The sequence below is a fragment of the Niallia tiangongensis genome, from assembly GCF_044704065.1.
In the GTDB taxonomy this organism is placed as follows: Bacteria; Bacillota; Bacilli; order Bacillales; family Cytobacillaceae; genus Niallia; species Niallia tiangongensis.
Genome location: NZ_CP162613.1, coordinates 1215497 through 1229152, shown reverse-complemented (window position 1 = coordinate 1229152; position 13656 = coordinate 1215497). Strand labels below are relative to the sequence as shown.

13 protein-coding genes are annotated in these 13656 nt (G+C 34.5%); 9 read left to right on the top strand and 4 right to left on the bottom strand.

All coding sequences use genetic code 11. The annotated features are described in order from the left end of the window. Positions 1-174 precede the first annotated feature (174 nt). The 3 genes from AB3U99_RS05935 (at position 175) to AB3U99_RS05925 (ending at position 4043) form a co-directional block, all read left to right on the top strand. The gene (locus AB3U99_RS05935) at positions 175-723 is read left to right on the top strand and encodes a GNAT family N-acetyltransferase (RefSeq protein ID WP_400246290.1); all 549 of its coding nucleotides are present in this window, start codon (positions 175-177) and stop codon (positions 721-723) included. A gap of 159 nt (positions 724-882) precedes the next feature. Beyond that, positions 883-2199 (top strand): hemolysin family protein, encoded by a 1317-nt coding sequence (locus AB3U99_RS05930; protein WP_400246288.1) that lies wholly within the window; start codon positions 883-885, stop codon positions 2197-2199. 464 nt (positions 2200-2663) lie between these two features. After that, a complete protein-coding gene (locus AB3U99_RS05925; protein WP_400246286.1) occupies positions 2664-4043 on the top strand; it encodes a hemolysin family protein in 1380 nt (459 codons plus the stop codon). Between the two features lie 104 nt (positions 4044-4147). Here AB3U99_RS05925 and AB3U99_RS05920 read toward each other — a convergent pair whose 3' ends face one another. After that, positions 4148-4846, bottom strand: a complete 699-nt coding sequence (locus AB3U99_RS05920; protein ID WP_400246284.1) for a winged helix-turn-helix domain-containing protein — start codon at positions 4844-4846, stop codon at positions 4148-4150. A 198-nt stretch (positions 4847-5044) separates the two neighbouring features. Between AB3U99_RS05920 and corA the strand changes: the two genes are divergently transcribed. The 5 genes from corA (at position 5045) to AB3U99_RS05895 (ending at position 10140) form a co-directional block, all read left to right on the top strand. Next, complete coding sequence (corA, locus tag AB3U99_RS05915) at positions 5045-5992, top strand: magnesium/cobalt transporter CorA (RefSeq protein ID WP_400246283.1); 948 nt, start codon at positions 5045-5047, stop codon at positions 5990-5992. 214 nt (positions 5993-6206) lie between these two features. After that, complete coding sequence (locus tag AB3U99_RS05910; protein ID WP_400247971.1) at positions 6207-7052, top strand: YitT family protein; 846 nt, start codon at positions 6207-6209, stop codon at positions 7050-7052. Positions 7053-7465: 413 nt separating this feature from the next. Further along, entirely contained in the window at positions 7466-8260 is a 795-nt protein-coding gene (locus AB3U99_RS05905; protein WP_400246281.1) for an SGNH/GDSL hydrolase family protein, read from the top strand. Next, positions 8253-9167: an ABC transporter ATP-binding protein gene (locus tag AB3U99_RS05900; protein WP_400246279.1), complete on the top strand. Its 915-nt coding sequence runs from the start codon at positions 8253-8255 to the stop codon at positions 9165-9167. The genes AB3U99_RS05905 and AB3U99_RS05900 overlap by 8 nt, the downstream gene beginning before the upstream one ends. Next, positions 9160-10140 (top strand): ABC transporter permease, encoded by a 981-nt coding sequence (locus AB3U99_RS05895; RefSeq protein WP_400246277.1) that lies wholly within the window; start codon positions 9160-9162, stop codon positions 10138-10140. The genes AB3U99_RS05900 and AB3U99_RS05895 overlap by 8 nt, the downstream gene beginning before the upstream one ends. A 35-nt stretch (positions 10141-10175) precedes the next feature. On the opposite strand, the gene AB3U99_RS05890 is transcribed toward AB3U99_RS05895, so the two are convergent. Further along, positions 10176-10508 carry a DUF3889 domain-containing protein gene (locus tag AB3U99_RS05890; protein ID WP_400246275.1) on the bottom strand — a complete coding sequence of 111 codons (333 nt, stop codon included), beginning with the start codon at positions 10506-10508 and terminating at the stop codon, positions 10176-10178. A gap of 25 nt (positions 10509-10533) precedes the next feature. Then, a complete protein-coding gene (locus AB3U99_RS05885) occupies positions 10534-11535 on the bottom strand; it encodes a M14 family zinc carboxypeptidase (RefSeq protein WP_400246273.1) in 1002 nt (333 codons plus the stop codon). A gap of 203 nt (positions 11536-11738) precedes the next feature. Here AB3U99_RS05885 and AB3U99_RS05880 point away from each other — a divergent pair, with 203 nt between their 5' ends. Continuing rightward, the gene (locus AB3U99_RS05880; protein WP_400246272.1) at positions 11739-11984 is read left to right on the top strand and encodes a YhdB family protein; all 246 of its coding nucleotides are present in this window, start codon (positions 11739-11741) and stop codon (positions 11982-11984) included. A 69-nt stretch (positions 11985-12053) separates the two neighbouring features. Here the strand turns inward: AB3U99_RS05880 and AB3U99_RS05875 are convergent, their stop codons facing one another. Continuing rightward, positions 12054-13595, bottom strand: a complete 1542-nt coding sequence (locus AB3U99_RS05875) for a GNAT family N-acetyltransferase (RefSeq protein WP_400247970.1) — start codon at positions 13593-13595, stop codon at positions 12054-12056. Positions 13596-13656: the final 61 nt, after the last annotated feature.

Genomic DNA, 13656 nt, shown 5'->3' with positions numbered 1-13656 from the left:
TACCTATTTTTTAGTATGTTTTTACAATATTTTATAAAAATTACTGTCTGGTTTTTAAAACGCCTAATTTCCACTCAGATTGCATAAGATTTCAAAGTTTACGAGCCAAAAATTTTTCTTCGCATAAAATACAACGATATCTCCTTCTTAGAAAATTAGAAAGGATGAATGATGTTGTTTAATATTTTCGTAGACCAACAGATTAGATTACGACTTTTAGAATTAAAGGATTCGAATGAACTTTTTCAAATAGTTAATCAAAATAGGAAGCATTTAAGAGAATGGCTTCCATGGGTAGATCAAATAACTTCTCCCTTTCAGTATCAAACAATTATTCCATTATGGAATAAACTTTTTACTGAGCAAACGGAACTAAATGCAGGCATTTTTTTTAATGAAAAGCTAGTAGGAATGATTACCTTACAACAAATTGATTGGGCAAGCCGCAAAGCAAGTATTGGTTATTTTTTAGCTGAAGATGCCCAAGGTCATGGCATCATGGCGAAGTCTGTAGCTGCTATATTGAATTATGCTTTTTACTATTTAAAACTAAATCGGATTGAAATACAATGCGGTGTAAGAAATATAAAAAGCCAAGCAATTCCAGAAAAACTCTTCTTTAAGAAAGAGGGAATTATAAGAGATGGCGAATTCCTTTATGATCATTTTCACGATTTATATTCTTACAGCATGCTGGCAAGAGAATGGGCAGCAAAGGATTAATTTATCCACTTCTGTACATTAAATGAGGATAATAACATAAATTGTTTAAATCCTCTCCTCTCTTTATTTTATTTTATGAAAGAAAAGGTATAAAATAAGAAAATAAAAGATTTATGATAATACTTCTTTGATAACAAATGATTGGTGATGAAAGAAATAATGATTGGAATGCAACTATTGTTAATTGTCATACTAACTGCTTTTTCTGCTTTTTTTGTGGCAACAGAATTTTCTATCGTTCGTGTAAGGCCTGCAAGGATTGAACAACTTGTAGAAGAAGGACATAAAAATGCCCTTACTGTAAAAAAGATCATTGAAAATATTGATAGCTATCTATCTGCCTGCCAATTAGGGATAACCATTACCTCTTTAGGACTAGGCTGGTTAGGACAACCTACCATTTTAAAGTTGATTCAGCCCTTGATGGTAAATTGGGATGTTCCAGCTGCTCTATCCCAAGGTTTAGCATTTGCTATCTCTTTTTCGATTATTACATACATTAATGTGGTTATTGGGGAGCTTTTTCCAAAGTCTGTCGCTATTATTCTTACGGAAAAAACTTCCTTATTAGTAAGCAAACCACTTATCTGGTTTTACAACATTATGTATCCCTTTATTTGGCTCCTTAATAAATCGTCACGACAAGTAGCAAAATTATGGGGAATCTCGGATCCAACTGCCAATAATGACGCACTATCTGAAGAAGAGCTGCAAATTGTTTTAAAAGATAGCTATAAAAATGGGGAAATTAGTCTTTCTGAATATAACTATGTTAATCGCATTTTTGAATTTGATAACCGATTGGCAAACGAAATTATGATTCCACGGACAGAAATGGTGACATTATCTGATAACTTAACAATTAAAGACGCCGTAAATATCATTCAAACAGAACGATATACTAGATACCCACTTACTAAAAATGAGGATAAAGATAGCATCATTGGTTTTATCCATATAAAACAGCTTCTCACTGATTGGATAAAAAATGGAAATGAAAATAAATCATTATCGGACTATGCTCAACCAATTATTCATATAATTGAATCAACACCGATACAAGCTGTTTTTTTAAAGATGCAAAAAGAAAGAACCTCCATTGCCATTCTTTATGATGAATTTGGTGGAACTGCTGGTCTGATTACAGCAGAAGATATATTAGAGGAAATTGTTGGTGAAATTCGGGATGAGTTTGACGAAGAGGAAACACCTCTTATTCAAAAAATAAATGACCATCACTATATCCTTGATTCCAAGCTATCCTTAACAGAAGTAAATAAATTGCTATCACTCTCCATCGATAGAGAGGAAATTCACACGCTTGGTGGCTGGATTTTGTTTCAAAACCCCAACATTAAAAAAGGGGAAACCATCGAATATAATGGATATATATTTAAAATTGACAAAATGATTCGGCAGCATATTTTCACCTTTGATGTTCAAAAAATACCTTCACACCTATCTTTAGAAAAATAATTCACTTTCCTTAATCGGAAACATCACCTTAACCATTACGATGAAACATACTCAATGAAAGATGTTTCATCGTAATACTTACTATTTCTACTTCTGTATCTAACAGGATTAAGTAGATAGAGAACATGAATCTCCCCTTTTCTTCATATATTTTTATATAGACAGAAAATTTAAAAAAGTTAACGTTATCATTGTTTGACTAGATAGTTTGGCTTGCCGTATAATTATTTATAAAATTAACCAAATGTGAGGTGGTATAATGGGATTGTTTATCTAAATGAAGAACTTAATGCCAATTCTTTCTTTCAAACGATTATTATACTAACTCATACACCAGACCTCGTTTATTAAGAAAAATAGACAACACTTCAAAAAGTGGCTTACTTAATGTAGATTTAGATCCTTTCAATCTGAATTAATCAGGAGGTGACTCCTTACTCGGTAAACGAGATAAGGAAATTTATTTGGACATATTTAACTTGGTTATAATAGCCATTTTAATTGCTTTGACTGCTTTTTTTGTAGCTTCAGAGTTTGCTATTATTAGAGTTCGTAGTTCAAGGATTGATCAGCTTATAGAGGAAGGCTATAAAAATGCCCTTTCCGCCAAAAAAGTTACTAGCAATCTTGATGAATATTTATCTGCTTGCCAACTTGGCATAACCGTTACCGCACTTGGAATCGGCTGGATTGGAGAAGAAACTTTACAGCATTTTTTATCACCTTTGCTACAAATCATCCATGTTCCTGAAACAGCCATAACCGTCTTATCCTTCTCTTTAGCATTCACGTTTATTACATTTTTACATGTTGTAGTTGGTGAACTGGCTCCAAAAACATTCGCTATTCATAAGGCAGAAAAAATTACATTATGGGCAGCAAAGCCTTTAAACCTATTTTATAAAGTGCTGTATCCCTTTATATGGACTTTAAATGGTTCATCTAGAGTCATCACAAAAATGTTTGGACTAAAGCCTGTTTCCGAACATGAATTAACACACACGGAAGAAGAACTTCGCATCATTGTATCGGAGAGTTATAAAAATGGTGAGATTAATCAATCCGAATTTAAATATGTAAATAATATTTTTGACTTTGATAATCGCATTTCCAAAGAAATTATGGTGCCACGAACAGAAATTATTTCAATCGAACAATCAAGTACCTTAGATGAATTGCTTCATCTTATACAGAAAGAGCAATTTACTAGATATCCCATTACTGATGGGGATAAGGACCATATAATCGGTATGATAAATGTAAAAGAAATTATGACAGAACTATTAAAAACCAGTAATTTAACAACAAGAACTTTGGAACCTTATATAAGGCCAGTAATTCGAGTCATTGAAACATATCCCATTCAAGATTTATTATTAAAAATGCAAAAAGATCGTATTCATATGGCGATATTAATGGATGAATATGGCGGAACATCTGGGCTAGTTACAGTGGAAGATATACTAGAGGAAATTGTTGGAGATATTTGGGATGAATTTGATAGTGATGAACTCCCTACCATTCAGACGATAAAAGAAAATCACTATATATTGGATGCTAAAGTCTTAATAAATGAAGTAAATTCTTTACTCCAAATAAGCATAGATGATGAAGTAATCGACACATTGGGTGGCTGGATTCTCACTTCCAATTATGAAGCATCTGAAGGGGATACCATTAACTATGAGTCTTATTCCTTTAAGATTATAGAAATGGAAGATCATCATATTAAATATGTGGAGGTAAAAAAAATAGCCGCAGCGATCGAACAACAACAAACAAAACATATTACAATGAAGCAAGCTCTTCCTTCTCCTTCATCAGAAGCAGAGATTGTATCATAATATAAATGTAGCCTTTACCAAAAAAACCGGTAAAGGCTACATTTTTCGTTCAAAATCTAAAATGTTTGAATCATTAAGCAAAAAAGCATGGAAGCTCTCTTACTTTAATCATTCACCATTGATTCATCAAATTTATAGCCAACACCCCAGATAGTATGGATAAATGGCTGATCTTTCGTGCCAATTTTATTTCTTAAACGCTTGATATGCACATCTACCGTTCTTTCATCACCATAGAACTGATAGCCCCAAACTCGATCCAGTAACTGCTCCCTTGTAAAAACCTGTTTTGGGTTACTGATTAGATAATAGAGCAAATCAAATTCTTTCGGTGTCAAATTGGTAAGGACTTGATTATTGTATATAACTTCTCTCGTTTCCTTACTAATTTTAAAATGCTCTGTCGCAAGAAATTTTTCATCCACTTTATTTGTTGTATCTTTTTGATATCTTCTAGTCACGGCTTTAATACGGGCCATAAGCGTTAAAGGGCTAAATGGTTTTGTCACATAATCGTCTGCACCCATCTCTAGTCCAAGTACTTGATCTGACTCGCTGTCTTTTGCAGTGAGCATGATAATCGGAACAGAGCTGACCTCTCTTATCCTTCTACAAATCGTAACACCTTCCATTCCTGGTAACATCCAATCAATAATGATAATATCCCAGTTCTGATTTTCCATGAAAAAGTCTAATGCTTCTTTTCCATTATGAATGAATTTCCCTTCATATCCTTCCTTTAGAAAAAACATCTCTAGCATGGAGCAAACACTTTCATTATCTTCGATTACGAGTATTTTCATCCTAACACTTCCTATTTACTAGCGTCCTTTATTTTATATCTATTATAACAGATGTTGTTAGCAACTTTCATATCCTCATAGCTATTAAGAAGAAAAAACAAATCCTTGGCAAATCTGCATAAAAATCTTTTCATTTGTAATAAACTAATGTAATAAACTATCCTATTTAATAACACCAATTATAAAGGAGTTATTGATATGATTCATTCCCTAGCTATAACAAAGAACAATGAGCTAATCTCTAATCTGACAATAGAAGAAATCTTAGACGGAGATTATAAATGGTTTTGGGTTGATTTTGATCAACCCATCGATAAGGAAATCGAGAAATTACATCATCCATTTGAATTTCATCCTTTATCGATAGAAGATTGTCTCCATAATTTACAACGCCCTAAAATTGACTATTTTGACTCATATACCTTTTTTGTCACCCATTGTTTAAATCCAAAAACAATTAAAAAAGACGAACTCAATATTTTCTTAGGGGAAAATTTTATCGTCACCTTCCATCATCATGCTTCCGTTGAAGTCAATGCTGTAAATGAAATGTTAGCAAGTGATGCTATTGGCACTTGGACACAATATACGGTTCTTTATCAGCTATTAGATCATCTTGTAGATAATTATTTTCCCATTGTCTATGAGATTGAGGATTCTTTAGCCGAAATTGATGAAAACCCTGACAAAAAAACAATGGAAGCATTGCTTGATGAATTATTTTCAACTAGGCATCAGCTTCTCTCCTTACGTCATACGGTCGTTCCGATGAAAGATTTGGTATATAAAATGATTAATACCGATAAATTATCTGCTCTCTTAATGAAAAGAGAATATTATTCTGATATTTATGATCACTTATTAAAAATCAGTGAACTGATTGAATCAAATCGAGAATTGACGACAGATATAAGAGATAGTTATCTCTCATACAATTCCCATCATTCAAATAGAATTATGCAAATCCTTACCGTCATAACAACGATTTTTATGCCACTTAGCTTTTTAGCAGGATTATATGGGATGAACTTTATAAATATCCCTGAACTTCATTGGAAATATGGATACTTTGGGCTTTTGTTTCTTATGGCAATTATAGTAATAGGAATGTTTATATTGTTCAAAAGAAAAGGGTGGTTTAAGTAAAGCCATAGTTTTTTCCTTTTAAGTTACTGATTATATTAGTTAACACGAAGCTTTGATGCATCTATTTCTAAACTAATATGATAAAATAGAATTATCTGTCTATTAGTTTTTTCACACGATTTTTACATAGAATTTCTAATATAGGGGGGGATTGATGATGGAGTCATCAAATATACAAACAGAGGCTTTTCTAGAAAAACCACAGCATAAGATTATGCCAAAAAGAGTTTTAGCGAGCAGGATATTTTTCATTATTATTGGTAGTATTTTAATGGGGGTTGGGATTGAAGAATTTCTTGTTCCAAATCAAATATTGGATGGAGGAATTGTTGGCATCTCCATTATTCTCTCTCACTTATCTGGCGCAAAGCTAGGCTATTTTATCTTTCTACTTAATATTCCCTTCTTCTACATTGGATACAAGCAAATTGGTAAAACCTTTACCCTATCCACTATGCTAGGAATTAGCGTTCTTTCTATAACTACTATTTTATTGCATGATGTACCGGTTTTCACGTCTGACTTACTTCTCGCAACTGTTTTCGGTGGTATCATCCTCGGAATTGGGGTTGGAATTGTCCTCCGTTTTGGAGGCTCCCTTGATGGAACAGAAGTATTAGCTCTCCTATTTAGTAAAAAAATTCCTTTTTCTGTTGGTGAAATCATTATGTTTTTTAATGTCTTTATCTTTATAAGTGCAGGTTTTGTTTTTTCCTGGAATCGGGCTATGTATTCATTAATCGCCTATTTTATTGCTTTTAAAGTAATTGACATTGTTATAGCTGGCTTGGATGAATCAAAATCAGTATGGATTATTAGTGATCAATCAGAAATCATAGGAGAAACGATATTAGCTAGACTCGGACGTGGCGTCACGTATCTAAAAGGAGAAGGCGCTTATACAGGGGATACAAAGAAAGTCATTTTTTGTGTCATTAACCGTTTAGAAGAGGCAAAGCTAAAAACGATTGTAGAAGAATTAGACCAGACAGCATTTCTAGCAGTAGCGAATATTTCCGAAGTTCGTGGCGGAAGATTTAAGAAAAAAGACATTCATTAATTCTTTTTTCTGCCTCCTTACCTAAAAAACAAGCTTCAACTCGTCTTTTAGCCACCTCTTTCTAACTTCGTTCCTTTATCCTTTTCTAAATTACTATTCCTGCTTCTATTTGGTTTTTTAAAGCTTGGATATAAAAGGAATTGGCTGTTTTCTAAAAGATTGTTGTTTTTTCTATAGGAAAAAAATTAGTTGGAAAAATAGAGCAGCCGGAATAGACGTAAACTCGGGTGGGATTAGCGAGACAGCCTGAGACCCTGAAGGTGGAAGCAGACCGCGGCTTTAGCGCGAGCCCCACGGGTATTCCGGCTGCAGGGAATAGCAACAAACTTTACGAAAACAGCCAAAGAATTACAATGGATAGGTTTATTTCTCTTTGTTTTTGTGAAAAATTTCATTTGTTAGGAGGTTCAAATTTGCGAAAAAACATAACCGTTTCCATTTTAACATTATCCACAATCGTTTGTTTGCTATGGTTAATTGGCTTAGGATGGGTGTTAGTTGACTATTACAATCATCCAAATAATAATCTTCAAACAACGGGTCAAGAACTACAAAAAGAAAGCGAAGCAAATGGTGTACAGCTCTTAGCTTTAGGTGATTCGCTTACTCGCGGTACTGGTGATGATTCTGGCAAGGGGTACATTGGGTATTTAAAGGAAGCTCTATCTGAAAAAACGGAAGAGGAAATCACGATTACTAACTATGGAATAAAAGGATTAACAACCGATAAATTAGCCGAGCAATTAACAGAGCAGGAAATACAAAGACAAGCGGCAAAAGCTGACATTCTCTTTATTACAATAGGGGGCAATGATCTTTTTCAAGGAGGACAATTCCTCACAGAAATTGATGAAGAATCAATAAGTAAATTAATGCAAACCTATTCCAACCATTTACATACCATATTAACTACCATCCGCTCTGTCAACAAAGATGCACCCATTTATTTAATGGGATTATATAATCCATTTAACGATTTAGACGATAGTGCATTAACTTCTCAAGTAGTTCGAGCTTGGAACAATGCTACAGCAGAGATATGCGCCAATTATGCCCAAACGATATTTGTGCCAACCTATGACATTTTCCAGCAGAATGTTCAGCAGTATTTATATTCGGATCATTTCCATCCTAATAAAAAGGGCTATCAGCTGATGGCTGAACGTGTAGCATCTCTTATCTCATGGGAGGTAAATGAAAATGAATGATATAACATTATCTGTTCAACATTTAACGAAAAGAATTGGGAACAGGAACATTATTAAAGACATTTGCTTTGAATTAAAAAGTGGAGAAGTATTTGGATTCCTTGGACCAAACGGGGCTGGGAAAACGACTACAATACGTATGCTGGTTGGCTTAATTAAACCAACATCTGGTCAAATATCCATTTGTGGCTACGATGTAATAAAGGATTTTTCAAAGGCAATGGAGCGTTTAGGCTGTATTGTCGAAAATCCAGAATTATATCCTTATTTAACGGGCTGGGAAAACCTCCAATATTTTGCGCGAATGTTAACAAATGCGGATGATAAACGGATTACTGAAGTTGTAAAATTAGTAGGATTAACCGATCGCATTCATGACAAGGTAAAAACATATTCCCTTGGTATGCGGCAGCGACTAGGGATTGGACAAGCACTATTAAGCAGGCCCAAAGTATTAATACTTGATGAGCCAACCAATGGATTAGATCCTTCTGGAATCAGAGAAATGCGGCAATTCATTCGCTTTCTCGCAAAGGAAGAAGGACTAAGTGTACTAGTGTCCAGCCATTTATTAAGCGAGATTCAACTACTATGTGATCGTGTATCGATTATTTTAGACGGAAAAATTATACATACCGAATCGGTACATACCTTACTAACTCAAAAGGAGAAATTAATTTGGCGTTTTACTCCTTTAGAAAAAGGGATAGAAATCTTGACAAAGCTTGCTCCTTCTGTCCATTTTCAAGGGGATTACGTAATCACCCCCTATTTAGAGGAAGAAGTCGCAAATTGGAGTCGAGTATTGATGGAGTCACATGTAGATATTAAAGAAATGAATCGACAAATCCCATCTCTTGAGCATCTCTTCTTGGAGCTTACAGGAGGTGACTCCTCTTTTGAATAAACTTATATATAATGAGATGCTAAAATTGGTCAAAAGCAAGCGTCTATTAGTTGTAACAATTATCATCGGAATAATGATTACGATGTTTACTTATGCACAGTATCGCGAAATGGAAAATGTCAAAAAGAGAATAGGGGATGCTGATTGGCGAGTCACTTTACAGCAATCCATCGTAGATATGCAAAATAGAATTGGTTCTAGTGGGATTTCTGAAGAATTTCGCTCTCAATTAAAGGTACGGATTGATCAAAGCCAGTATTATCTCGATAATAATATAAATCCACAAGAACCAGGGGCTCCCACCTTTTTGCGCGTGTTTCTTGATAATTCCATCCAGCTCCTTCTTCCTTTAATGGTAATGATTATTTCAGCCGATCTCGTTTCATCAGAAAAAAGTCTTGGTACCATTAAGCTTTTGCTGACAAGACCGGTAAGGCGTTGGAAGATCCTTTTAAGTAAATATATAACACTAATTCTTTCCGTTTCCTTTATATTATTTATGTTTGGATTATTTTCTTATCTTATTTCTGGTCTATTCTTTGGATATGCTGGTTGGACCGCTCCCATATTAACTGGTTTTACTGTAGAAGCTGGTGAATTAAATACTGCCAATGTCCATTTAGTACCACAATGGCAATATATTTTAATGATTTTTGGGCTTGGTTGGTTTGTGTCTGTTGTAGTAGGTACACTTTCCTTTATGTTTTCCGTACTTATTAAAAGTACAGCTGCTGGAATGGGAGCAATGCTTGCATTCTTAATTTCTGGAACCATCATTAGTTCGATTGCATCTTCTTGGGAATCCGCCAAGTACTTTTTTATGGTGAATCTACGATTAACAGACTATTTACAAGGAAATATTCCACCAATTGAAGGAATGTCCCTTCCTTTTTCTCTCATTGTTCTTACTATTTGGGGAGTCGCTGGAGTTATTATCTCTTTCCTTGTGTTTACGAAGAAAGATATTTATTAATAGAAGTCATAAAAAAAGACCTTTCCGGTCTTTTTTTATGACTTCGCTTCTTCTACTACTAAAGAAATAAATTTATCATCTTGTGTTCTGTGATTAACAGTGACAACCACTGTTTTTTCTTTCCCATTCTCTTTTACAATAAATTGAAAGGAATCTTGCTCTTCTTGTGCGGAGATTTTCTTTCTTCCTAAGTATTTATAATCTGTCACAGACTCCTCTGGATAATCCGCTTTTACTACGGCAATCGCTATAGAACCGAATTTTTTATAATCTAATTCCTGAACAGCAACATTATGGGATGGAAACATAAACGCCATAATTAATACCGTGACGCTAACAATAAGAATCGATAAGGATCGCGTTTTCATAAATACCTCCAATATTTTTTTACTATTATTTATCCCCCAGCATTTTTTTATGTATCGCATCGATTTTTTTTGCTTCCTCGATTAATGTTCTTGGAATGGTTTTATTTCTTTCCCATGCTTCTGGAAAATTAGTTAAGGATGGATTCTGCTCATCCACTAATGGACATATTTCGATTGTAAACGCAGGCAAATGATACGTATTGATAAACCAATCTGTGTATCCTCCTCCAATTGCATCTTTTGGTGGAGTTCCAAGCTTATATCCTGTTGCTTGTGCAAGTACTTCTGCAATCGTACGATCTCTTTCCTCATGCACACCATTATTATATTGCCAAAAAATCTCCTGACCAGACGAATGATAAGCAACTGCAATGGTTGGCTTTATTTTTTCTGTCAACTCAACTATCGCTTGTACTTCCTCTGCTTCAAACGGTGCTTTACCCTTATAATTTTTAAAGGATGGCTCTTTTTTTGAATTCTTTAAATTTTCCCATCCAGCAGGATATTGTCGATTTAAATCCACACCTAATCCGTTACTCTTCCAACGTGTAAAATCTTCTAACCCGTCATTCATTTTCTTTATTTTTCTTTTTGAAAAAAACGGGAATTTATTTATTTTTCCTTGCTGAATCGTCACTCCGTCTGGATTAATCATCGGGACAATCCAAATCGAATACGAACTAAGATAATTTTCGCCTTTTTTCATGTTAACCGCGATATCCTCTGCCATTTTCATTGTTAACAAAGAGGTTATCCATTCTCTGCCGTGATGAGCGCCAGAAAGGAGGACGCTATTCTCTCCTTTTCCTATTTGAATGGCATAAATTTTTCTGCCGAATTCTGATTTCCCAATCGTATGCACTTGTAATTGCTTTTTGTATTTACTTTTCAAAATCCAAATGTCTTCTTGATAGTCCTCGTATGTATATTCATTGTTTGCATCAATAATTGATTCAGCACTATATTCCTTTGGATAAGCATAAAGAAATAAGAATATTGCCAATAAAATAATGAGTCGCCTTTTCATAATAACTCCTTTTTTCTTTATATTGTGGATGTATGTTATTACTTATTCACTTTAAAGAAAATTTCTCACTTTTCTGCCACGAGAAATTATACAGGTAAAAATAGATAACCCTTTTAAATCAATATAGCCAACTTTTAGTGGGTAACATTCTAACCTTCCTTCATATACTATAATCATCTCCTTCCCACAAAGGAGGCATTAAAATGAATAATACAGATTATGATCGAGCCCTTTACTACACTCATCGATCAGAATGGGATAATCTTCTTATATTAATGGTAAGAACCCAGGATAACTTTCTCTCAAAAAAAATTGAACAATTTTTACACGCCTATAACTTTGAACATGATTATTCTGTCATAGAAAAACATTTATATTCATTATTGCGCTATATCGACCACGCCAACGATTTAGCGGAAGATGACTGGATTCACACAACTACTATGTAATTCAAAAGAATTCCACCAAAAAAACCACGGCTTAGGGCCGTGGTTTTACTCTGCACATAATTCCTTGTCTTACTTCTTATACTCAATTCGATATACGTCAAATCTTCTGTCTTTTAATTGGCGGACTGTTCCTCCTTGGCGTTGTCGTCTTAGGATTTCTAAGTCTACGTCACCAATCATAACCATTTCGATGTTCGGGTTTGTTTCGCCGACGATTCCGTCTCTTGCGAATTCAAAATCGGATGGGGCAAAAATAGCCGATTGGGCATATTGAATATCCATATTTTCCGTTTGCGGTAAATTTCCAACGGTCCCTGCAATAACGGTATAAATTTGATTTTCGACAGCTCTTGCTTGTGCACAATAGCGTACCCGCAAATAGCCTTGGCGATCTTCTGTACAGAATGGAGTAAAAATAATTTTTGCTCCCATATCTGTCGCAATTCTAGCAAGCTCCGGGAATTCGATATCATAGCAAATTTGTATCGCAATTTTCCCGCAATCTGTATCAAAAACCCTTACAGCATCTCCTCGTCTTATCCCCCACCATTTTCGCTCATTCGGTGTTATATGTAGTTTATATTGTTTTTCAATGGTCCCATCTCGTCTAAAAAGATAAGCAATATTATAAATTTCATCATCATCTTCCTTCACAAAATGCGAGCCGCCAATGATGTTGATATTATATCGAATCGCTAAATTTGTAAAAAGCTCAATATATTGCTCCGTATATTCCGTAACTTTTCTAATGGCAGTACTTGGAACACGTTCATCCATAAACGACATCAATTGAGAGGTAAGCAGCTCTGGAAACACAACAAAATCTGATTCAGCATTGGATGCGACATCTGTATAATATTCTACTTGATTGGCGAAATCCTCAAAGCTATATATTTGTCTCATCATATATTGAACAACACAAATCCGCACCGGATAGCTGCTTGTGAAAAAGCGCTTTGATTTTGGCATATATTCTACATTATTCCATTCCATAATTGTCGCATAGCTTTTCGATTGTGCATCATCTGGCAAATAGTTTGTATTAATACGCATTAACGTAAAGCCATTAATTAGCTGAAAGGACAAAACAGGATCATATATTTTATGATGCAGCACTTCCTGCACATATTCTCTAGCTGTCATTTGATCTTCATACTTATAATAATTCGGGATTCTGCCGCCAATAATAATACTTTGTATATTTAATTGCCGAACTAGCTCTTTTCTTGCTTCATAAAGTCGGTGACCTATTTTCATTCTCCGAAAAGCTGGATCCACCATTACTTCAATCCCATAAAGATTATAGCCATCTGGATTATGATTTGTGATGTATCCACCATCTGTCACTTCATCCCAAGTATGTCGTGCATCATATTCGTCGAAGTTAATAATCAAGCTCGAGCAAGAACCAATGATTTCACCGTCATATTCAGCCACAAATTGACCTTCCTGAAAGATATCAATGTGACTTTGTAATTGCTCCTTTTTCCAAGGATCCATCCCTGGAAAGCACTGTGCTTGAAGTTTCATGATTTTATCAATATCTTGATTTTGCGTGTTACGAATGATTAATTTCTTTTCAAATTTTGATAAATCCAATTTCGGCATAATCTTTGACTCCCTTTTGTATGTTTCTTTTTTTAAGATAATTTTACATTCTATATACTATTTC